The sequence below is a fragment of the Paenibacillus sp. AK002 genome, from assembly GCF_053903045.1.
Window position 1 is genome coordinate 4,546,023 of the sequence record NZ_CP096377.1, and the last position, 22,291, is coordinate 4,568,313.

Here is a 22,291-nt window from a genome sequence, read left to right on the forward strand (position 1 = left end):
TCCTTCGTAAGTAATCTTATCTATATTATTTCCTATCAAACGTTTTAAGGGAATATCCGTCTTTAGTAATTTTATCGGTGAAGCTCAAATTTATGATGAAGGGCGCGCAGCGCTTGAGCCATATCTTCTTTTTTCACCAGTACCCATATCGTCGTATTCGAATCCGCGGATTGCAGAATCGGAATGTCGTGCTCGCTCAAGGATTCCACGATTTTGGCCATGATGCCCGGAACGCCGTTGATGCCGCCGCCAATGACGGACACTTTGGCACAGCCGGATAGGCTTTTCGGTTTCAGGTCCAGGCTCTGCAGCACTTCGATCGCCTTCTCCGAATCGCTGTCAAACACCGTATAAAGCACTCCGGTAGGGGTAACATTAATAAAGTCCACGCTGATGGAATGCTCGGCCATCGATTTAAATACCTTCAGTTGAAGACCTTCCGTGCGATCGCATTCCACCGAGATTTGCGTTATGTTGCTTACATAGGCAACTCCCGTCACAAAGCGGTCCACGATTCCGGATTGAATATCTCTGAAGCCCTCAGGCTGGGTTACCAGCGTGCCCTCATTATCCGAGAAGGTCGACCGCACTCTGACCGGAATTTGGGATTGCATGGCAATCTCAACCGCTCTAGGATGAATGACCTTTGCCCCTTGATGAGCCATGTTGCAAATCTCCGTGTAACTCACGTAACTAAGCGGCTTCGCATCCTCGACGATGCGGGGATCCGCCGTTAGAATGCCGTTGACATCGGTGTAGATATCTACCATTTCGGCGCGAAGCGCGGCACCAAGCGCTGTAGCCGAAGTATCGCTTCCGCCTCTGCCCAGCGTGGTAAAGTCGCCGGAATCGGTCTGCCCCTGGAAGCCGGTAACGATGACAACCTGATGACTCTCCAACTCTTTCAAAACCCGTTCAGGTTTTACGTCCTTGATACGTGCATTTCCGAAGTGATCGTCTGTGAGAAATCCGGCTTGTGCACCCGTCAGCACCGTTGCGGTTATCCCCTCTTGCTGAAGGAGACTGCACAGCGTTGAAGCCGAGATAATTTCACCGCAGCAGAGCAGCAGATCCCGTTCTCTGTCGGGAAGCGCGTTTCCGTTATGCCCGATCCAGTCCAGGAGCGTGTCTGTCGCATAAGGCTCCCCTCTGCGTCCCATAGCCGATACAACCACGACCAATTGGTAGTGATTGGCCAGTTCACGCTGGATGTGCCCAATAACATGGGTTCTTGCTTGCGGTGTAGACAATGAGGTGCCGCCGAATTTTTGAACTAAGATGCGCATAAAATATTCCTCCGTTTATATATGCCCAGGAGACGTAAATTGCGGGCCGACCGACTGAAACGGCCGGCTATTTAAGCCTGGCCGTTCCGTTTGTTGACGATGATTTCTGCGATTTGCACAGCATTCCATGCTGCACCCTTCAGAAGATGATCTGTAACGATCTAGATGGTAAGTTGACGCTCATGCCCCAGATCGCGGCGAAGCCGCCCTGCGAACACACACGGTTCCTTAACGGCCTCCCGCAGCAAACGATGGCGCTGCTGGGTCGTCAACCAGCGTCACGCCGGGAGGGTGCATTCGACAAAAGGCGATGAACTACTTCCAGATCATAGTCCTTCTTGAATTCAACGTACACGGATTTCGAATGCCGTTAACGACCGGGATGCGTACACTATCCGTCCCTTCAATGGATTCGTCGCCCATCATTTTTTTGGTCTCGCGGACCATCTTCATTTCTTTCAGGGTATAACCGTTCTCTGTAAATTTATCGAGAATATTCAACGATCATCGGCTGGAGCTGTTTTCCTTCCAATGCCGCATAACAAGCTTCCGGAATCAGATTCATTTTGGCGACAAGCGAGTTCGGTTTCTGCTGCGGATTATCCTGTCCGTAAGGGACGAAATATATGTTTTTGGTAACCAGCAGCTTCGCGATATTGGCCGCATTCAGTCCAAGACCGTCATTCGTTGAGATCGCCAGCACCAGCGGTCTGCAATTTCTCATCTGCGCCTTGGCTGCCATTAAGACAGGACTGTCAGTCATCGCATTGGCCAGCTTGCTGGTCGTGTTTCCCGTGCAAGGGGCGATAACCAGGACGTCAAGCAGCTTGGATGGGCCCAGCGGTTCCGCCTCCACAATTGTAGAAATAATATCATTCCCGGTTATATCTTTCAACTGTTTCTGCCAATTTTCCGATGTGCCGAATCGGGTATCGGTCGTCATGATGGTGCTCGATACAATCGGCACCACATTCGCTCCCCCGTCTTTGAATCGCTGGATCTGCGGCATCACTTCTTCGAGTGTGCAGTGCGATCCTGTCAGGGCATATCCCACTGTAATTCCATTCCAATTCATTTACGCATCCTCCCGAATCTTGATTTCTTCAGAAATCAGCTCCACCAGCGTGTTGGCCATGATAATGCCGGCTGTTTTTGGAGCCACGATTCCGGGTAGTCCGGGTGCGAGCATGGCTTTGATCCCCCGTTTCTCGGCATAGCGAAAATCGCATCCGCCGGGTGCGGAGGCAAGGTCAATAATGACAGCCTCCCGAGGCATTTTCGAGATGATTTGTGCTGTGACTATCATAGTTGGAATCGTGTTAAAAAGCAAGTCAATATCCGACACATAAGAACCCAGATCCCTTACCAGGAAGGGCTTCCAGCCCATTTCCTCAGCTCTTGCGTAGTGCTCCGATTTACGTACCCCCATCCGAATTTTGGCACCCAGTCCCTGCAGGCTGCGAGCCATTGTAAATCCGGTCCGTCCCATACCAAGCACCATGCTGGTAGATCCGTGGATCGTAAAATCCGTGTTTTGGATCGCCATCATGAGTGCGCCTTCGGCGGTCGGAATGGAATTATAAATAGCCACATCGTCCCTCTCCAATATCTCTACCAGCTTGATCTTATATTTGTCACATAGCGAGCGCAAATAGGGTTTCGCCATGCCTGTATAGATCACTCCATGTCCGGGCATCGCCGCGATATGTTCTTCCTGCAGTCGCAGCGGCCCTTCCGAGAACAGCGCGCTGACACGTCCCTCATCATCACATCCCACTACAGGCAGGATCAGAGCATCGGCGTCCGATAACAGCTCTGGCGTAAGCGGCTCGCGAGTCACTCCCTGAAAAGAATCCTGCAGTTTCTCAAACCCGGCGATCATGACGGAGGCATCCATCTCAGCGCATTTGCGAATCACTTCAATTTGCCTTGCGTCTCCTCCAACAAAGACGGTCCGGACTCCAGTCAGCATGGAAGGCCTCGCTCCTTTCTTCAAACCAACGTATAAAGCATCTTATGCTGCCGCCTATGGGGAGGTGAGCGTATTTCCTTTAAACTACCGCCTTAACGCAGTAAATAACGTTAGGAGAGATAAGTCCGGCTCCATGTCCATCCTGGTTGAAGATCAACGAAAAAAAACACCGCTCCGTTTCAACCGGAGCGGTGTTCATGCTGATATCATGATCCTGATGATACCCTTAAGCTTCCATGGTATGGTTTATTTGCCGGTATGACCGAATCCACCCGCCCCGCGTACCGTATCGGACAGTTCGTCAACTTCCGTAAATTCTACGGCAGGCACGGATTTGAACACCATCTGGGCAATCCGCTCATTACGCTCAATCGCAAAAGGCTCCTGTCCCAAATTGACAAGCAGCACCTTGACTTCCCCGCGATAATCGGCGTCAATCGTACCCGGAGCATTCAGGCAAGTAATGCCATGTTTGTAGGCAAGACCGCTGCGTGGGCGAATTTGCGCCTCAAGCTCGGCTGGCATGGCAATCGCAAAACCGGTCGGGATTAATTTGCGCTCACCCGGGTTTAGCACCACCGGCTCTTGAACGGCAGCGTGCAGGTCGAAACCCGCAGCCAGCTCGGACATTTTCACCGGAAGTTTCACATCTTCATTTCCTGGCAATCTATTGATTTGAACGTAGTGCAACAAATTCATTCCTCCTAAGTACATTCAGTGCTTTATCTGAAGTTCCTACCATCGCTAGTGCATATGGAGTCCCGAACATCCGGTCAAGAACCGCGTTGACATCCTTCATGTCGACCTGTTCGATCCGTTTAATGATCTCGTCCAGACTGAAATGACGGCCCAGCATCAATTCGTTCTTACCCAGGCGATTCATGCGGCTGCTCGTGCTCTCCAGACTCAGGATGAGACTGCCCTTCAATTGTTCCTTTCCTTTGCGCAGCTCTTCCTCCGTCATCCCGTTCTGTGCCAAATCATGGAGCATTTCCGTGGTCAGCTGAAGCACTTCTTTTGTCTGTTTGGGCGCTGTGCCTGCATAGATGGTAAACATGCCGTTATCCGCGTGGGAACTGTGGTACGAATACACCGAGTACGCCAGCCCGCGCTTCTCCCGAATTTCCTGAAACAAGCGTGAGCTCATGCCGCCGCCAATGGCGTTATTCAGCAGAACCATCGCATACTGAAGCTCGTCGCCGATCGAGCAGCCGGGAAACGACATGCAGATATGATTCTGCTCCGTTTTCTTCTTGCGGAACTGCACGCCGTCCAAAAAGGCCGGTACCGCCAGCGGCTCCGACGTTCCATGGTTGGCGAAGCCGCCAAAATGGCGCTCCAATAACGCAATCACTTCATCATTGATGTTGCCGGCCAGGGCAATCACCGTATTCTCAATGGTATAGTGCCGGTCCATGTAGGATCTCAGCGCTTGCGAATCCATCGATTCCAGCCGCTCCTTCGTGCCGAGAATCGGATAAGCAAGCGGGTGGTCACCGTACACTGACAACGACATCAGATCATGAACCAGATCATCCGGCGTATCTTCATACATCGCAATCTCTTCAAGAATGACATTTTTCTCCTTGGCTAACTCGCCCGCATCCAGCTTCGAATTGAAGAACATGTCGGACAGCACGTCAACGGCAATCGGAAAATGCTCATCCAGCACCTTGGCATAATAACACGTATATTCCTTGGACGTAAAAGCGTTGACGTTACCGCCGATGGCATCGAATTCTTCAGCAATGGCACGGGCGTCAAAGCGCTCCGTCCCTTTGAACATCATATGCTCTATAAAATGCGTAATCCCGTTGATGTCTTCCGATTCATTGCGGGATCCGGTTTTCACCCAAATGCCGAATGAAACCGAACGACTTGTCGGGATTTGCTCCATAACCACTCTCAGGCCGTTAGACAATTGTATTTTTTTCACGAATAGGCCCCCCTAACTGTTCCATCAAAGGCTCACTTCGGCTGACAATCAGCCTCATGCCATCCATTCATTCTATCAAACTTTACCATGCGGCTCAACTTCCCTTTGGCATGATTCGCTCCGGTGAAAGCGTCTGGCTAACGGTCCCGATCTCCAGTCCCTTGGCCCGTATTCCGTCAATCATTCCTTTTAATGCCTGGGAAGAGGAGTCCGTTGGATGCATCAATATCAAAAATCCCGGCTCTACCTTCGACGTGATCTTCTGAACGACGGCATCCGGCGCCGGATGCTTCCAGTCAACCGTGTCAAGCGTCCACAGCACCGTCTTCAATCCTCTTGCATGCGCGATGGATACGGTCTGCTGATTGAAATCGCCGGAAGGCGGTGCAAACCACTTATTTACTACGCCCAGGCTTTCTTTAAGCAGATCCTGCGTCTTTGCGATTTCCATCTCCGCCCGATCCCTGCTGAGACGGCTCATGTTTGGATGCGTAAAGGCATGATTCTCCACCTCATGGCCTCGTTTCACGATCTCGGCGGCCAGCTCCGGGTTTTTCTTCAGCCAGCTGCCATCCAGGAAAAACGTAGTTTTCACCTTCTCCGCATCGAGCGTATTCAGCATCGGCACCAGAAATTCATTCCCCCACGCCACGTTTATCATCATCGATACCATCGGTTTACTGGGGTTCCCTCGATAGATCGGTTGTTCCCCCAGATCATCGAGCGTGACTTTAGCCGGTATTTGCCGGTAAACGTAGGGAATGGCATCGCCGGCTTTACGTTTTTTCGACGATGCTGCTTTATATGTAGCTTCGATATCGACTTCGAGTCCATTGTATCCGGGAATCGCTTTCCACACCGAGTCCACCCTGGCATCCACCGGCTCGATACGCGATTTAGCCGCAGCGGCTTCAATTTGACCCAATAAATCCAGATCCACTGCCGTCTCTGAACCGCTGACGAGATGCGCCTCCGGTTTGTTCTCCAGCCCCGATACGTATTTCCAAGCCCCGCTGAACACAGCAACAGCCGACACCATTGCGGCACCGGTCAGCAGCACGGCCATCTTTTTTCCATTCATGGGCATATCCATCCTCCCTAGAGAAGCTTTGTCCCATTTTATGTGCGATCTGACGGAAATATGTACCGAAACATGAGGCCTTAGCCGGGAAAGCCTGATCCGAGGCTTATCCCGGAGCAAGAACATAGGAAGTCCCGGCGTCTGATGAGCAAAAAAGAGCCAGAATGATAGGTTCTGCCTCTTTTCCTTCTATCGATATGCGGTTATACCTGCAAGCGCGAATTAAGATCCGCTCTTGCTGGCTTCGGTTGTCAACACGGCTTTGCGAGACAGGTTAATCCGTCCCTGCTGGTCGATTTCGGTAACCTTCACGGTAATGACGTCACCGATTGCAACCACGTCCTCTACCTTCGCTACGCGCTCAGTTGAGAGTTGGGAGATGTGCACAAGCCCGTCTTTGTTTGGCAGGATTTCAACAAATGCACCGAATTTCTCAATCCGTTTTACAGTACCTGTATAGATTTCGCCAACAGCTACCTCACGCACGATGCCTTCGATAATCGAAAGAGCCTTCTTGTTCATCTCATCGTTGGACGATGCGATAAATACGCGGCCGTCTTGTTCGATATCGATCTTCACGCCGGTCTCTTCGATGATTTTGTTGATGATTTTGCCGCCGGCCCCGATAACATCGCGGATTTTATCCGGATTGATCTGCATCGTAATGATCTTAGGCGCATATTGGGACAGCGTTTCTCTTGGCTTTTGAATGGCTTCCGCCATTTTTCCAAGGATGTGCATGCGTCCTTCTTTTGCCTGCTGCAGCGCTTCCTGCAAAATCGCGCGGTCGATGCCGTCGATCTTGATATCCATCTGAATGGCGGTAACCCCGTCAGGCGTACCTGCCACTTTGAAGTCCATGTCGCCGAGATGGTCTTCCATCCCTTGAATATCCGTCAAGATGGAAACATGGTCTCCGTCTTTAATCAAGCCCATCGCCACGCCGGCTACAGGCGCTTTGATCGGCACCCCTGCGTCCATCATGGCAAGCGTGCTTGCGCAAATGCTCGCTTGGGATGTCGAACCGTTCGATTCTATAACCTCGGATACGAGGCGAATCGTGTACGGGAAGTCCACTTCATTCGGAATGACCTTCGACAATGCACGTTCACCCAGTGCACCGTGACCGATTTCACGACGGCCTGGAGCGCGAAGCGGACGCGCTTCCCCAACGCTGAACGGCGGGAAGTTATAATGGTGCATGAATCGCTTGGTCTCTTCCAGATCGATTCCATCGAGAATCTGTACATCGCCTAGAGCACCTAGTGTACATACGCTAAGAGCCTGGGTTTGTCCACGCGTAAACAGACCGGAGCCATGCGTTCTAGGCAGCAGGCTGGTATCGCAATCGATAGGACGGATCTCAGACAGACCGCGGCCGTCCGGACGAACTTTATCATGCGTGATCAAACGGCGAACTTCTTCTTTCACGATATCGTGAAGGACCTCTTTAACATCCTTCAACAACTCGGGTGTCTCGATGTATTTCTCTTCGAACACGGTGTATGCTTCGTCGTTGATAGCGTCAATCGCATCTTGGCGAGCGTGCTTCTCCTCAATGCGAACGGCTTCAACAAGACGGGCTTCCGCAAATTCGCGCACTTCGCGATTCACGGTTTCATTGACCGCATGAAGCTTAACCGCCATTTTCTCTTTGCCGCAAGCTGCCACCAGCTCTTCGATCTTGGCTACGATTTTCTTGATTTCCTCATGCCCGAACATGATCGCTTCCAGCATGACTTCCTCAGGAACTTCGTTCGCTTCGGCCTCGACCATCATGATCGCATCTCTGGTGCCGGCGACGACCAGATAAATATCGCTTGCTTCCTGCTCCGCAATGTTCGGGTTCACGACAAAGTTGCCGTCAACGCGCCCCACCGCGACGCCGCCGATCGGACCGTTAAAAGGCACGTCCGAGATGCTCAAGGCAGCGGAGGTACCGATCATGGCCGCGATTTCCGGCTCGCAATCCTGATCAACGCTCATCACCAGATTCAGAACTTGAACGTCATTCCGGAATCCTTCCGGAAACAGCGGACGAATCGGACGGTCTGTCAGACGACTGGCAAGAATCGCCTTCTCGCTTGGTCTGCCTTCGCGTTTGATGAATCCACCCGGAATTTTACCGACTGCGTACAAGCGCTCTTCATAGTTGACCGTCAATGGAAAGAAATCCAGATCCTTCGGTTCACTGGAAGCTGTCACCGTACACAGGACTGCCGTTTCGCCGTAACGAACCATAACAGCCGCATTAGCCTGCTTCGCAAGGCGCCCTGTTTCGAACACGAGGGGTCTTCCGCCAAGCTGCATTTCAACACGTGTTTCCATGTAATCCCTCCTCATGGGGATAAATTTTTTTGAAATCCTAATCATCAGCAAGTTTTTGCCAAACGCTGTCCACATTTCCTAACCAGAGTCATCGAAGCGGTCGAATATCACGAACCTATGTACAGGAACAACCCGAACCGTATAGAAAACATTCTCCGTATAGATTGCCCCGGTTATACCATGAAGTGAAATTTAGCGAACAGACCACGCCTACCATCTAACAAGAATCTATATTAAGATAACCCCACAAAGTGGAGTTTAGGCTATGAAGCGTACGCAGTACTTTGTGGGGAAGCTTTCGTAACGGTAAATTGCACAATACTTAGAAAAGAGCCCGGCTGTGCCGCTGTCGTTCCAAGAAGGACAGTGGACAACCAGGCTGTTTTCGGCACATCTTATGGATGATTAGCGACGCAATCCAAGCTTCTCGATCAAAGCACTGTAACGTTTAACATCCTTGTTTTTCAAGTATGCAAGCAACTTACGGCGTTGGCCGACCATTTTCAACAATCCGCGACGGGAATGATGATCCTTCTTGTGCGTACGCAAGTGGTCAGTCAAGTTCGTAATGTTTTCCGTTAGGATAGCGATTTGCACCTCTGGGGATCCTGTATCGGACTCATGAGTTTTGTGCTCGTCAATCAGTTGTTGTTTACGTTCTTGAGTCAATGCCATCCTGTTCACCTCCCTCATTATAATCGCCGTTGGCCCAGGTACCGACGGTGAGATCGAACATCCAAGCCAAGGTTAGAATTGCCCGATCCTCGGGCAACCTCTAAGAGTATAGCATACTTTACCTGAAAAAGAAAATCCGTTTGCGAACAATTTGTCCCCAAACGTTTTATTCGGTGACATTCAATATTTTGCGGGCCTCGACGGCATCCCGCTGAATCCATTCCACAAGCTCCTGAACCGATTCGAACTTATGCTCCTTGCGGATATATTGAACGATATCCACCGTCATGATCTGGTCGTACAGATCCCCTTCGAAATCAAACAGATGGACCTCGAAGATCGGTTCTGTAATCCCTTCGTGGAACGTCGGTTTCACGCCGACGTTCATGACGCCAGGAATCCAGTCGTGATGCTTATCCGTGCGAGCACGGACGGCATAGACGCCCAATGCAGGCGCTACGAACGGATCCGTCAATTCCAGGTTCGCGGTAGGAAAACCGATCTTTCTTCCCCGCTTCTCCCCGTGAACGACCGTGCCCCGTATGTGGTAATTCCGTCCGAGCCAGCGGTTTGCGTCCGACAGCTGTCCAGTTTTCAAGGCAATCCGTATGGATGAACTTCCTACCTTCTCGCCGTCGACCAGGAATGGCGGTACCGTAACGACCGACATTTTGCCTTCGCCGAGTTCCTGAAGTTTAACTGCATCTCCTGCGCCTTTATGGCCGAACCGGAAATCAAATCCGACTACCGCCGTTTGAAGATTCAAGGGAAAGAGCATTTCTTCAACAAACGCTTCCGGACTTACTTGGGAAAATTCTTTGTTGAACTCGACGACGTACAGAACATCGATGCCCATCTGCTCAAGCAGCTGCTGCTTGTCAGGCTGGGGAGTCAGATAGCCTTCGTAGCTCCCCTTACCGATTACGTCCTTCGGGTGCGGATAAAAGGTAATGAGCGCGGCCGGCACTCCATTCTCCCGAGCAATGTTGACAGCGGCCGAAAGCACGCTGGCATGTCCCAGGTGAAGACCGTCGAACTGGCCGATTGCCGCTACCTTGGGCTCGGCAGCTTCTCGTACGATGTCGGAAGATACAGGATAAGATAATGAAACAATCCTCATGATTTCTCACCTCCACTCACTAAATCCAGTCATGCTTAGGAAAATACTTTCACGGGAACGATAGCGCCCGTCTCTTCCTGACGCTTATAGATGCCCAGAAAGTTTTCCTTTATATCGTACAAACGGATAGGCTCCGAACTGTCGACGGCCGGTTCTACCGCCCTGGAGGACAAGCGTTGCCCCTTCAGAGCGGCCTCCGCCTTCTCTTCGGAAACCGTATGCTTTGCCAGATGGTGAATCGCTTGATCCACCGGAATAAGCCGGGATTGCAGCGTTTCATCCTTCATGAACTGCTCAATTTGCTCCAGGGTCAAGCACTGCGCCTCGGTGATTCCCGCCGATATCGTACGTACCAGCTTAACCATGACGGATGGCAGGCCGAGCTTCCTCCCGATATCCACACAAAGCGTGCGGATGTATGTACCTTTGGAGCACAGTACACGGAAAGAAATTTCCGTATACTCCCCTTCCGGATCAAAGTCCGTCATCTCGATTTCATGAATCGTTACGGTACGGCTTTTGCGCTCCACCGTCTTGCCTTCTCTGGCAAGCTCGTACAATCGTTTGCCGTTGATTTTGACGGCGGAGTACATAGGAGGAACCTGAGAGATCTGGCCTGTAAAAGATTGCAGCGCTTCAAGCGCCTCGTCTCTGGTCACGCGGACTTCATCCGCAGTCTCCACCACATTCCCGGTAATATCCTCGGTATCGGTCGAGTATCCAAGGCGGAGGACCGCATGATACTCTTTAGGCAGCTCCTGCAGATATTCGACGACCCGCGTGGCTCTCCCCAAGCATAACGGAAGCACGCCCGTCACTTCAGGGTCCAGCGTCCCGGTATGTCCAATCCGCTTCAAACGAACCATTCCCCGAACTTTGGCTACCACATCGTGGGAGGTCCATCCGGCCGGTTTGTGAACGGCCAAGATGCCTTCTAATTGCGTCATAGCTTTAATCTCACCTGCTCTACTACTTTAGGGATGATGTCTTGAAGGGAGCCTTCCATGCTGCACCCTGCTGCCCGGACATGGCCGCCGCCGCCAAAAATTTGGGCCAATGCGGCAACATCCACTTTGCCGGCTGAACGCAAACTCGCCTTGACCATTCCAGATTTCAGCGATTTGAACAGAATCCCGACTTCGACTCCCTGAATGTTTCGGGGATAATTGACGATCCCTTCAAGATCCTCGCTAACGGCACCGCATAGTTCCATATGCTCGGGGGTTACGTACACCCAGGCTATTTTACCGTCATCCGACAGACTCAACGTGTTTAACGCCTGAACCAGCACCTTCATCTGCGGCAGCGTCATTTCCTCCAGCAGCGTTTCCGCAATTTCGGGGCCGTTCACACCATAGGATAACAGATCGGAAGCCATGCTCATGACCTTGGGCGACGTATTGGAATAACGAAAACCGCCAGTATCCGTTAACAATCCGGTATAAATCGCAGTAGCGATTTCGGCATCCCAATCGATTTCAAACAAATTCAGCAAATCATAAAGGATTTCTGCGGTTGCAGCCGCCTCGGGCACAACCAGGTTAACGGCTCCGTAACGATCATTCGTTGGATGATGGTCAATATTAACGATGCTCGCATGATCGGCAAACACCTGCTGCGTATAACCTACTCTCGCAAAATCCGCGCAATCCACGCAAATGACGTTTGAAAACGTCCTTCCCGGCTGCTGTTCGGACAGATTGAGAATGTCTTCTGCATGCCACAGCTTTTTCATGCGCTTCGGGATGGGCCCTTCGTTGATCATCGTGAATTTCTTGCCCAGACATGAGAGAAGCCAGCCCACCGCAAGGGTGGAACTGACTGCATCTCCATCGGGCTGAACATGCGACACAACCAAATAATCATCGTGCTCCAGCAGAAACGATTTCACCTGCTGCAGCTCTTGTTCATAGGTCTGCATTCGCCCTCTCCTTTATAAACAAAAACTACTCTATTTCTCTTCGCGATCCACGATTTCGGTCAGCAGCTTCTCAATATGGCTGCCATAAGCAATGGAATCGTCGAATTTGAAGATCAGCTCCGGAACATGCCGGAGACGAATTCGCTTGCCCAGCTCGGAGCGGAGAAAGCCGCTTGCTTTCTCCAGCCCTTTCAAGGAAGCCGCCTTCTGCTCGTCGTCGCCGAGCACGCTCAGGTATACCTTCGCTTGGGAAAGGTCGTTAGTTACATCCACGCCGGTCACGGTAATAAAACCGATTCTCGGGTCTTTCAATTCCGTTTGGATCAGTTGGCTGAGCTCTTTTTTAATCTGCTCGCCTACGCGCCCAGTTCTGATTTTTGCCATGGTCTGATCACCTCATTCGTTAGCGCTCTACCGTCTCCATGATGAAGGCTTCGATTACGTCCCCTTCTTTGACGTCGCTATAGCCTACCAAGGTAATACCGCACTCATAACCCTGTGCCACTTCTTTAGCGTCATCTTTAAAGCGCTTGAGGGAATCGATCTTGCCTTCATGAACGACAATGCCGTCACGGATCAAGCGAGCTTCTGCGTTACGCGTAATTTTACCGGATGTCACCATACATCCTGCAATCGTACCCACTTTGCTCACTTTAAAGGTGTTGCGGACTTCCGCATGACCGATCACGGATTCTTTATACTCCGGATCGAGCATCCCCTTCATAGCTTGCTCAATTTCCTCGATTACATTATATATTACACGGTGCAGACGGATATCAACCTTCTCCTGCTCGGCGGTTTGCTTCGCTTGAACGTCAGGACGAACGTTAAACCCGATTACGATCGCGTTGGAGGCAGCTGCCAAAATAATATCGGATTCGGTGATGGCACCGGCACCGCTATGGATAATCTTGACGCGAACGCCTTCCACTTCGATTTTGTTCAAGGAGCCTTTCAGCGCCTCGACGGAACCTTGCACGTCACCTTTGATAATAACGTTAAGATCCTTGATCTCGCCGTCTTTAATGTGCTGGAAGAGATCATCCAGCGTCACCCGCGTATTCGTGTTCAATTCGGATTGACGATGGGTAATCGCACGCTTATCAGCGATATTACGCGCTTTACGCTCATCCTCAAACACCATGAACGGATCGCCGGCGCCCGGAACTTCAGTCAAACCGGTAATTTCGACCGGCGTTGATGGTCCGGCTTCTTTTAAACGACGGCCTTTATCGTTCACCATGGCGCGAATACGTCCAAAGCAGTTGCCGGCTACGAAGGCGTCGCCCACTTTCAACGTACCATGCTGAACGAGGATGCGTGCTACCGGTCCTCTGCCTTTATCAAGCTCAGCTTCAATCACGGTACCGCGCGCGCGTTTATCAGGGTTTGCTTTATATTCATTCACTTCTGCTACCAGAAGGATCATTTCAAGCAAGTCTTCCAGACCCATCCGCTGTTTCGCCGAAACGTTAACAAAGATGGTATCTCCGCCCCATTCTTCAGGCACTAACTCGTATTCCGTCAATTCTTGTTTCACTTTATCCGGGTTAGCGTCCGGCTTATCGATTTTGTTCACGGCAACGATGATCGGCAAACCTGCCGCTTTCGCATGGTTAATCGCTTCGACCGTCTGTGGCATCACGCCGTCGTCAGCCGCAACCACGATGATCGTCATATCCGTTACTTGTGCACCACGGGCACGCATGGCCGTAAACGCTTCGTGGCCCGGTGTATCCAGGAACGTAATCTTCTTGTTGTTGATCTCGACTTGGTAAGCACCGATATGCTGCGTAATCCCGCCAGCTTCGCCACTAGAGACGTTCGTGGAACGGATCGCATCCAGCAGCGTCGTTTTACCGTGGTCAACGTGACCCATAATCGTAACAACCGGTGGACGCTCTTTCAGTTCTTCCGGAGCATCGTTTTCTTCAACGGTCTCAAAACGATCTTCCTCTACCGGAATTTTCACTTCGACTTCTACACCGAATTCGCCAGCGAGCAATAGAATCGTATCGATATCCAGCTCCTGGTTGATGGTGGCCATCACGCCGAGGAAAATCAGCTTCTTGATGACTTCGGAAGCGTCCTTATGAAGCAGCTTCGCCGTTTCACCGACGGTCATGTTGCCACGGACGATAATTTTCTTCGGCGTGTTGTCGATTTTCTCACGAGGCGGCTGCTGATTATGTTGATTCCGGCCGCGGTTGTTCTTGCCACCGCGATTATTGCCACGGAATCCTCCCTGACGGTTGTCATCAAAACGCTTGGAGTCTGAACGATTGTTATTGTTGTTTCTGGAACCGCGGTTCTGGCCGTTGCTGTTATTGGATCCTGAGAATCCGCCTCCGGTTCCACCCGGCTTGCTCTGAGGACGCGCTCCGCCCGGGTTGTTGCCGCCCTGCGGACGCGTTCCTCCTTGATTATTGCCTTGCGGACGCGATCCGCCCTGATTATTGCCTTGCGGACGCCCGCCGCCTTGACCTCCGCCTTGCGGACGGGATCCGGTCTGCGTGCTGCCGCCCGGTCTTGCGCCTTGGCTGCGATTATTCTGCTGGCTTCCTTGTGCGGAGCCAGATTGGTTTCTTCGGGTATCCTGCCCTCCTTGGGGACGCTGGGAACCTGAAGCATGTTGTGTGTTTGAATTCGTTCTACTATTCATACCTACCTGCTTTTCCTGTTGTTTTTTGGGCTGGCTTTGACCTTGTTGTCCTGATACTCGTTGTCCTGATTGACGCATACCGTCCTGCCCATTACGGTTGCCGTCTGCACTCACGTTAGTGGAAGTGCCTTCTGTTTTAGCATGGGATACGGATGCGGCTGCATTCGCTCCGGAACCCGAAGGTTTGCGGTTCTCGGTTCGGGGAGCGTCGCCACTGTCCCGCTTGGCTGCCGCATTCGATTTGATATCTTTGAAGAACTGCTCTACCTTGGACACCGTATCGTTTTCCATTACGCTCATGTGGTTATTGACCGGAACGTTCAAACGCTTAAGTATCGTGATAATTTCTTTACTGCTCATGTTCAACGATTTAGCATATTCGTACACTCGAAGTTTATTGTCTTTGTTTTCCTGTTTACTCAATATACTCCACCTCCGACATTGTCTCCATTTTCTTGGAGATCATTTCTGCGAATCCTTGATCCGTAACTGCCAGCACAACCCGCTCGGGTTTACCTACACTTGTGCCCAGACTTTCCCGGTCAAATCCGATTACCAGAGGGATATTGTAAGAACCGCATTTGTCGCGGAACTTCTTTGTTGTATTATCTGAGGCGTCACCCGCCAGAATAACCAATTTTGCTTCAGAAGACCGGATGGCTTTGAGCACGATCTCATCTCCGGTAACCACCTTGCCTGCCCTCATGGCCAGGCCGAGCTGAGAAAGCGCCCTATTCATCATCGGCAGCACTCTCTTTTGCAGCCAGGAATTCATCCTCAACCTTGATGAAATCCTGTGCCAACTGTTCATAGATCTCAGGCTTCACATGTTGTTTCAACGCTCGATCCAGTGCTTTATTTTTGTGTGCCAGCTTGAAGCAGGAAACCTTGCCGCATAGATACGCTCCCCGTCCCGACTTTTTGCCGGTGAGATCGATCAGGACAGCGTCATCGGGAGTCCTGACAATCCGGATGAGCTCTTTCTTCGGCATCATTTCCTGACACGCCACACATTTACGCAGCGGTATCTTTCTCTGTTTCAAGACGACAACCCCCCGTCATTTGGAATTAATCGACAGAGACGGAATCTTGGTGCATTTCACCTGATTGGGACTTCGGTCTGCCAAATTCCTGCTCCGCCTGACTTTCGCTCTTAATATCAATCTTCCAGCCGGTCAGCTTCGCCGCGAGACGAGCATTCTGGCCTTTGATCCCTATCGCCAGCGAGAGTTGGTAATCCGGAACGATTACGCGCGCCATCTTCTCATCTTCAAATACTTGGACTTCAAGCACTTTGGATGGGCTCAGCGCATTGGCCACGTATTCTTCGACCTGGTCGGAATAACGCACGATGTCGATTTTTTCGCCGCGAAGCTCATTGACAATCGTTTGTACGCGCAATCCCTTAGGCCCTACGCAAGAGCCGACCGGATCGACTTCATCGTTGCGGGAATACACCGCAATTTTGGAGCGGAATCCCGCTTCGCGCGCAACCGAGCGAATTTCCACGACGCCGTCGAAAATTTCCGGCACTTCCAGCTCGAACAGGCGCTTCAAAAGGCCCGGATGCGTACGGGACAGCATAATCTGCGGCCCTTTGGTTGTGTTCTCAACCTTCGTAATGTACGCTTTGATCCGGTCGCCATGCTTGAACTTCTCGTTAGGCATAAGCTCGGTAAGCGGCAGCGCCGCTTCGATCTTGCCAAGGTCGATATAGATGTTGCGCAAATCCTGACGCTGCAGCGTACCCGTAACGATATCGTCTTCCTTGTCAATAAAAGCGCTGTAGATCAGGCCGCGTTCGGCTTCTCTAATGCGCTGGGTAACAACCTGCTTTGCCGTTTGAGCTGCGATCCGTCCGAAATCACGCGGCGTAACCTCGATTTCCGCTATATCTTCGATCTGAAAATGCGGATTGATCTCGCGTGCGGCATGCAGTGAAATTTCAGTGCGCGGATCCAGAACCTCGTCCACGATCAGCTTCCGTGCGAACACCTTGATAACACCCGTGTTGCGATTCATGTCTACCCGTACATTTTGCGCCGTGTTGAAATTGCGCTTGTAACTTGAGATCAGTGCCGCTTCAATGGCTTCAAACAGCACATCCTTGCTGATGCCCTTCTCTCTTTCCAACTCATTCATCGCTTCAATAAAATCCATACTCATTGAAAATCGGTTCCCCCTTTCAAAACTTCCGTTTAAAAAATGATGGCCAATCTGGCACTGGCTACTTTTGCATATGGAATCACGTGCTGCTTCTTCGCGGTCTGAATGACCAGCTCCTCGTTATCAAAGGATTCCAGCTTGCCTTCAAATTCCTTCAACCCGTTAATCGGCTCGTATACCGTAACAAACACGTTCTTGCCGACTGACTTCGCAACATCCTCTTTTTTCTTCAGGGGACGTTCCGCGCCAGGAGAAGAGACTTCAAGAAAATAAGCCGTCGGAATCGGATCGTTCTCGTCCAGCTTCTGGCTCAGGTGTTCACTGATTAAACCGCAATCGTCAATGTCAATGCCGCCGTCCTTATCAACAAACACGCGCAAGAACCAGTTGCTTCCTTCCTTAACGTATTCCACATCTACCAGTTCAAAGCCGTGTTCGTCCAAATACGGCTGCACCATTTCTTCCACAGTCGTTTTAATCTTTGATGTGCTCAAAGAACATAACCTCCAAGTTGATTTCCTATATACCAAAGAGTAAAGAGTGGGTTGCCCCACTCTTTACACAACGGTTTTATCTCCATGATTACCAAAAAAATTATAACATAGTCTGGTAATAGTGACAAGTATGACTCCTTGACTGTCAAGGCGTCACGGCCATGAAAGAATGACAAGAATCAGAACAATGACAACTGGTTGCTCTCCGGCAGACCGCGGAAGCATCCCATTTGGGTCAACAGCTCCACGGCGGTTTTGCTTGCCTTCGATTTTTGCTGGAAGTCCTCGATGGAGAGGAATTCTCCGAATTCACGCGCGGCGGCAATGTTGCGGGCGGCGTTATCGCCGATTCCCGCAAGCGCAGAGAACGGCGGAATGAGCGAGTCCCCATCCACCTTGAATCTCAAGGCGTCGGATTGATACAAATCGATGTTCTTGAATGAGAAGCCCCTTGCCGTCATTTCCAGCGCCATCTCCAGAATCGGCAGCATGCCTTTTTCCTTCGGGCTCGCTCCGAAGCCGAGCTGCTCGATCTCTTCAATCCGGCGGTAGATCGCCTCATAGCCCTGACAGCATAATTCGATATCAAAATCCTCGGCGCGTACCGAGAAGTAGGTTGCGTAGTATTCAATCGGATAATACAGCTTGAAGTAAGCCGTTCGCACCGCTGAAATAACATATGCGGCGGCGTGGGCTTTCGGGAACATGTACTGGATTTTGAGACAGGAATCAATGTACCACTGCGGCACTTTGCATTTCTTCATCTCGTCGATCCATTCCTGGGACAACCCCCGGCCTTTACGCACGCTTTCCGTAATCTTAAATGCGAGGCTGGCGTCCATGCCGGCCTTGTAAATCAGGAACAGCATGATGTCATCGCGGCAACCAATAACGGTTTTGATGTTGCAGGTGCCATTCTTGATGAGCTCTTGAGCGTTGCCGAGCCATACGCCGGTTCCGTGAGACAGGCCCGAGATTTGCAAAAGGTCAGCAAAACTCGACGGCTGCGACTCCACCAGCATCTGGCGCACGAACTTGGTTCCCATCTCCGGCACGCCGAAGGTGGCCACCGGCGAGCGTATTTGCTCCGGCTTCACGCCGAGCGCTTCCGTCGAGTTGAACATGCTCATTACTTTCGGATCGTTCATCGGGATCGTCGTTGGATCCACCCCGGTCAAATCCTGGAGCATTCTCATCATCGTCGGATCGTCGTGTCCCAGAATATCCAGCTTGAGCAAATTCGCTTCAAAGGCATGGTAATCGAAATGCGTCGTTTTCCACTCTGCGTTGACATCGTCCGCGGGGAATTGCACTGGCGTAATCTCTTCCACTTCGATGTAATCCGGCACAACGACAATACCGCCGGGATGCTGGCCCGTGCTCCGCTTGACGCCGGTACAGCCTGATGCCAGCCGGTTCAATTCCGCGCCCCGCCAGCGTTTGTTGTTGTGTTCCTCATATTTTTTGGCAAAGCCAAACGCTGTCTTCTCTGCCACGGTGCCGATGGTACCCGCACGGAATACGTTTTCCTCGCCAAACATCTCTTTAGTGAAATTATGGGCATGCGGCTGATATTCACCGGAGAAGTTCAAGTCGATATCGGGAACCTTATCCCCTTTAAAACCCAGGAAGGTTTCGAATGGTATATCCTGTCCCTCGCCTTTCATCATGTTTCCGCATTCCGGACAAGCCTTATCCGGCAAGTCGAATCCGCTCGGCACGCTGCCGTCCAGGAACCATTCGCTGTGCTTGCAGTCGCTGTTCAAGCAAATGTAATGGGCGGGTAGCGGGTTAACCTCGGATATGCCGAGGAATGTCGCTACGACGGAGGAGCCTACGGAACCCCGTGAACCAACCAAATAGCCGTCCCGGTTCGATTTCTTAACCAGCTTCTCGGAAATCAAATAGTTCGCGGAGAAACCGTATTTAATGATTGGCTCAAGCTCTTTTTCCAACCGGGCCACTACGACTTCCGGCAAGTTCTCGCCATAAATGGACTTGGCCGTGTCGTAGCAGGTGTTGCGGATTTCTTCATCAGCGCCATCCAGAATCGGCGTAAACAGCTTATCCGGGAACAATTCCAGCTCTTCAAAGCGGTCGGCCAATTCGCTTGTGTTCGTCACAACGACTTCATAACATTTATCCTGACCCAAAAACTCGAACTCTTGGAGCATCTCTTCCGTAGTCCGAAAATGCGCGTCTGGCTTGCGCATATCCTTGAGCGGGCTGAAGCCGGTAATGCCATGGATGGTGATGTCCCGGAACAGCTTGTCCCGCGGTTCCAGATAATGCACATTCCCTGTAGCGATGACCGGCTTGTTCAGCTTCTCGCCGATGCGCACGACTTTGGAAATCGCGGTTTTGATCTCTTCGGGGCTGCCTACCAGACCTTTGTCCACCAAATGCATATACATCGTCAACGGCTGGATTTCCAGAACGTCGTAAAAGCCTGCAATCTCTTCGGCTTCCTCCTCCGTCTTGTTCAGCACCGTTTCGAAGAACTCCCCTTTTTCGCAGCCGGACAGCACCAGCAGTCCGTCCCGCATCTCTTGGAGCTTGGATTTCGGGATGCAGGGCACCCGCTTGAAATATTCGGTATGCGACATGGAGATCAGCTTGTACAGGTTTTTCTTGCCCGTCATATTCAAAGCATAAATCCCGCAGTGGAACGGACGGGTATTGGACAGATCCGTACCTACATAATCATTGAGGCGGTCCAGCATCTTGACGCCTTTGGTTTTGTCCACATCGCTAAGGAGCCCGTTCAGTATTCCAGCCAGCGCAATCGTATCGTCAATTGCTCGGTGATGGCTTTCCAACAGCACCTTGTACTTATCCGCCAATGTGTTAAGACGGTGATTCTTAAGTCCCGGATGGACCAGTCGGGCCAGCTCCAGCGTATCCAAATACGGATTCTCCAGCGTGTCCATGCCTGCATTCTTGAGTGCTGCCTGAATGAACCCCATGTCAAACCGCGCGTTATGAGCCACGAGCACGCCATCGCCGACGAATTCAACAAATTCCTTCAATACCGGCTCCAGTTCAGGAGCATCCTTGACCATATCGTCATTGATGTTCGTCAATTGCTGGATATGGTACGGAATTCGCTCGTGCGGATTGACAAACGTGGCGTACCGGCCAATCTCCTTGCCTTCGTGCATCTTCACGGCAGCAAGCTCGATGATCTTGTTCGCGGTGATGGACAAACCCGTTGTTTCAATATCGAATACCACGTAAGTCGCGCTGCTCAGTTCAATCGGCTGTGCCTGTTCCACGATGTTGACGGCATCGTTCACGACATTGGCCTCGACGCCGTACATCATTTTGATTCCGTGTTTCTTGGCGTTCTTGGCTGCGTCAGGATAACATTGCACACCGCCGTGATCACTTACGGCAATCGCTTTATGTCCCCATGCGGCCGCGGTTTTGATGTACCGGTCGATCGGCGTGACCGCGTCCATCGTGCTCATGGTCGTATGGAGGTGGAATTCCACCCGCTTCTCGGCGGCGTTATCCTTGCGGGAAGGGGGCGACTGGACCTCATTGAGGTCGGACGGGATCATCACCAGCTCCGGCACCTGCATAAACCGGTCATATTCCACGCGACCGCGCGCCTTCACCCATTTGCCGTTCTCAAGAAGGCTCAGGACCTTCAAGTCATCCTTCGTTTTGCCAAACATCTTCATCTGCAAGGAGTCGCTGAAATCGGTCAAGTTGAAGGTAAACAGCGTGCTGCCGTTTCGGAGCTCCTTGCGGTCCAATCCGAAAATGGTACCCTGGATCGTAATTTTCTTCTCTTCGTCCTGGATCTCCTGAATCGAAACCGGCTGATCCTTGATATCATATCCAACCTGAAGCCGAACGGCGCCTTCTTCCTCGTCCTCGGCATCCAGCTCCGCTTCCATGCTGCTCATGATCTGTTCGATAACCTCGCGCTCTTCCTCGCGCTTCCTCTGCTCGAACTCCTCGTAAGCGGCCTGGCCGTTATCGCCGACCTGCATCTTCACGCGCAGTGTCAGATCGAAGTACTGCCCGAAGAAGCGGGTAATGGCGGCATCGATCTGTTTCTTGCGGGCAAGCTCAAGCGACATGCCATCCGACATGGAGAGAAGGACCTGCCCGTCTTCCACCTCGTGTTTCGCCCTTGTCATCCATCCATTGACCGACGGAATCTCCCGATGTGCCCACTCCAGAAACAAGCCCCAATACTCCTGCACGATATCGGCCTCCGGAACGCCGCTTCCATACCGGAACACAAATTTGATCTTTGCGATATGTCCCATCTTCTCCTGAATCCTCAGGCAAAATGTACGATAAACTTCAGCCGGGACCAAGGTCTCCTTCTGAACGGTTATCCTCCAGTCCTTGCTGTTCCTGCTGGTCTCTACTTGTTCAATCACACCGTCTAAAAAATAGGGTTCCACCAGATTGGCCGGAACTTCTCCCTGCTTGATCAGCAGTTCAAATCGCTTCCTTTTATCTTCAGTCGTGCCCATGGTTCCCTCCCCCTGCATAACATAAAGCTGTAAGAAAAACTTCTATCGACGTACATCCACAATAGACAGACCGCGTTGAGCGGATAAAAAACAGAATAAAGCTTCCGCCGGCAGCACTCCATCGTCCTGCCCCGAGAAAGAGAGCGTCCGTCAT

Annotated in this window: 18 protein-coding genes and 1 pseudogene; all 19 read right to left on the reverse strand. The window is 51.5% G+C overall.

Features of this window, described 5'->3' with window-relative positions:
* Positions 1–71: 71 nt before the first annotated feature.
* The 19 genes and pseudogenes from dapG to M1D70_RS20200 all read right to left on the reverse strand — a co-directional run bounded on the left by dapG (position 72) and on the right by M1D70_RS20200 (position 22,137).
* Positions 72–1,286: an aspartate kinase gene (dapG, locus tag M1D70_RS20110; protein WP_009594743.1), complete on the reverse strand. Its 1,215-nt coding sequence runs from the start codon at positions 1,284–1,286 to the stop codon at positions 72–74.
* 71 nt (positions 1,287–1,357) lie between these two features.
* Positions 1,358–1,778: pseudogene (locus tag M1D70_RS20115) on the reverse strand (Asd/ArgC dimerization domain-containing protein); the annotation flags it as partial.
* On the reverse strand, positions 1,771–2,361 hold the full coding sequence (locus M1D70_RS20120; RefSeq protein ID WP_009594715.1) for a dipicolinate synthase subunit B: 591 nt from the start codon (positions 2,359–2,361) through the stop codon (positions 1,771–1,773). The gene M1D70_RS20120 and the pseudogene M1D70_RS20115, both read right to left, overlap by 8 nt.
* Entirely contained in the window at positions 2,362–3,258 is an 897-nt protein-coding gene (dpsA, locus tag M1D70_RS20125) for a dipicolinate synthase subunit DpsA (RefSeq protein WP_009594734.1), read from the reverse strand. It abuts the gene before it with no gap.
* Positions 3,259–3,504: 246 nt separating this feature from the next.
* Complete coding sequence (gene dut / locus M1D70_RS20130) at positions 3,505–3,951, reverse strand: dUTP diphosphatase (protein ID WP_015736296.1); 447 nt, start codon at positions 3,949–3,951, stop codon at positions 3,505–3,507.
* Positions 3,926–5,194 carry a M16 family metallopeptidase gene (locus M1D70_RS20135; RefSeq protein WP_009594719.1) on the reverse strand — a complete coding sequence of 423 codons (1,269 nt, stop codon included), beginning with the start codon at positions 5,192–5,194 and terminating at the stop codon, positions 3,926–3,928. Before M1D70_RS20135 ends, dut begins: the two co-directional genes overlap by 26 nt.
* A gap of 94 nt (positions 5,195–5,288) precedes the next feature.
* Positions 5,289–6,281: a polysaccharide deacetylase family protein gene (locus M1D70_RS20140; RefSeq protein ID WP_009594745.1), complete on the reverse strand. Its 993-nt coding sequence runs from the start codon at positions 6,279–6,281 to the stop codon at positions 5,289–5,291.
* Positions 6,282–6,497: 216 nt separating this feature from the next.
* Positions 6,498–8,603, reverse strand: coding sequence for a polyribonucleotide nucleotidyltransferase (pnp, locus tag M1D70_RS20145; protein ID WP_009594737.1), 2,106 nt, complete (start codon positions 8,601–8,603; stop codon positions 6,498–6,500).
* A 405-nt stretch (positions 8,604–9,008) separates the two neighbouring features.
* The gene (rpsO, locus tag M1D70_RS20150) at positions 9,009–9,278 is read right to left on the reverse strand and encodes a 30S ribosomal protein S15 (RefSeq protein ID WP_006211281.1); all 270 of its coding nucleotides are present in this window, start codon (positions 9,276–9,278) and stop codon (positions 9,009–9,011) included.
* A 166-nt stretch (positions 9,279–9,444) separates the two neighbouring features.
* Positions 9,445–10,398 carry a bifunctional riboflavin kinase/FAD synthetase gene (locus M1D70_RS20155; protein WP_009594733.1) on the reverse strand — a complete coding sequence of 318 codons (954 nt, stop codon included), beginning with the start codon at positions 10,396–10,398 and terminating at the stop codon, positions 9,445–9,447.
* Between the two features lie 35 nt (positions 10,399–10,433).
* Entirely contained in the window at positions 10,434–11,345 is a 912-nt protein-coding gene (gene truB, locus M1D70_RS20160; RefSeq protein ID WP_009594709.1) for a tRNA pseudouridine(55) synthase TruB, read from the reverse strand.
* Positions 11,342–12,319, reverse strand: a complete 978-nt coding sequence (locus tag M1D70_RS20165; RefSeq protein WP_009594706.1) for a DHH family phosphoesterase — start codon at positions 12,317–12,319, stop codon at positions 11,342–11,344. Before M1D70_RS20165 ends, truB begins: the two co-directional genes overlap by 4 nt.
* A 30-nt stretch (positions 12,320–12,349) precedes the next feature.
* The gene (gene rbfA, locus M1D70_RS20170) at positions 12,350–12,703 is read right to left on the reverse strand and encodes a 30S ribosome-binding factor RbfA (protein WP_009594729.1); all 354 of its coding nucleotides are present in this window, start codon (positions 12,701–12,703) and stop codon (positions 12,350–12,352) included.
* Positions 12,704–12,722: 19 nt separating this feature from the next.
* On the reverse strand, positions 12,723–15,404 hold the full coding sequence (gene infB / locus M1D70_RS20175; RefSeq protein WP_009594775.1) for a translation initiation factor IF-2: 2,682 nt from the start codon (positions 15,402–15,404) through the stop codon (positions 12,723–12,725).
* The gene (locus tag M1D70_RS20180; protein ID WP_175320809.1) at positions 15,397–15,720 is read right to left on the reverse strand and encodes a YlxQ family RNA-binding protein; all 324 of its coding nucleotides are present in this window, start codon (positions 15,718–15,720) and stop codon (positions 15,397–15,399) included. The genes infB and M1D70_RS20180 overlap by 8 nt, the downstream gene beginning before the upstream one ends.
* Entirely contained in the window at positions 15,713–16,024 is a 312-nt protein-coding gene (gene rnpM / locus M1D70_RS20185; protein WP_009594698.1) for an RNase P modulator RnpM, read from the reverse strand. Before rnpM ends, M1D70_RS20180 begins: the two co-directional genes overlap by 8 nt.
* A 25-nt stretch (positions 16,025–16,049) precedes the next feature.
* On the reverse strand, positions 16,050–17,147 hold the full coding sequence (nusA, locus tag M1D70_RS20190; protein WP_009594773.1) for a transcription termination factor NusA: 1,098 nt from the start codon (positions 17,145–17,147) through the stop codon (positions 16,050–16,052).
* Positions 17,148–17,179: 32 nt separating this feature from the next.
* Positions 17,180–17,641 (reverse strand): ribosome maturation factor RimP, encoded by a 462-nt coding sequence (rimP, locus tag M1D70_RS20195; protein ID WP_009594781.1) that lies wholly within the window; start codon positions 17,639–17,641, stop codon positions 17,180–17,182.
* 179 nt (positions 17,642–17,820) lie between these two features.
* Entirely contained in the window at positions 17,821–22,137 is a 4,317-nt protein-coding gene (locus M1D70_RS20200; protein ID WP_009594777.1) for a PolC-type DNA polymerase III, read from the reverse strand.
* Positions 22,138–22,291 lie beyond the last annotated feature (154 nt).

What these genes read in the sequence shown, in the direction of transcription:
- dapG (WP_009594743.1), bottom strand. Translation starts at nt 1,286, where the DNA reads ATGCGCATCTTAGTTCAAAAATTCGGCGGCACCTCATTGTCTACACCG.
- M1D70_RS20120 (WP_009594715.1), bottom strand. Translation starts at nt 2,361, where the DNA reads ATGAATTGGAATGGAATTACAGTGGGATATGCCCTGACAGGATCGCAC.
- dpsA (WP_009594734.1), bottom strand. Translation starts at nt 3,258, where the DNA reads ATGCTGACTGGAGTCCGGACCGTCTTTGTTGGAGGAGACGCAAGGCAA.
- M1D70_RS20140 (WP_009594745.1), bottom strand. Translation starts at nt 6,281, where the DNA reads ATGCCCATGAATGGAAAAAAGATGGCCGTGCTGCTGACCGGTGCCGCA.
- pnp (WP_009594737.1), bottom strand. Translation starts at nt 8,603, where the DNA reads ATGGAAACACGTGTTGAAATGCAGCTTGGCGGAAGACCCCTCGTGTTC.
- rpsO (WP_006211281.1), bottom strand. Translation starts at nt 9,278, where the DNA reads ATGGCATTGACTCAAGAACGTAAACAACAACTGATTGACGAGCACAAA.
- M1D70_RS20155 (WP_009594733.1), bottom strand. Translation starts at nt 10,398, where the DNA reads ATGAGGATTGTTTCATTATCTTATCCTGTATCTTCCGACATCGTACGA.
- truB (WP_009594709.1), bottom strand. Translation starts at nt 11,345, where the DNA reads ATGACGCAATTAGAAGGCATCTTGGCCGTTCACAAACCGGCCGGATGG.
- M1D70_RS20165 (WP_009594706.1), bottom strand. Translation starts at nt 12,319, where the DNA reads ATGCAGACCTATGAACAAGAGCTGCAGCAGGTGAAATCGTTTCTGCTG.
- rbfA (WP_009594729.1), bottom strand. Translation starts at nt 12,703, where the DNA reads ATGGCAAAAATCAGAACTGGGCGCGTAGGCGAGCAGATTAAAAAAGAG.
- M1D70_RS20180 (WP_175320809.1), bottom strand. Translation starts at nt 15,720, where the DNA reads ATGAATAGGGCGCTTTCTCAGCTCGGCCTGGCCATGAGGGCAGGCAAG.
- nusA (WP_009594773.1), bottom strand. Translation starts at nt 17,147, where the DNA reads ATGAGTATGGATTTTATTGAAGCGATGAATGAGTTGGAAAGAGAGAAG.
- M1D70_RS20200 (WP_009594777.1), bottom strand. Translation starts at nt 22,137, where the DNA reads ATGGGCACGACTGAAGATAAAAGGAAGCGATTTGAACTGCTGATCAAG.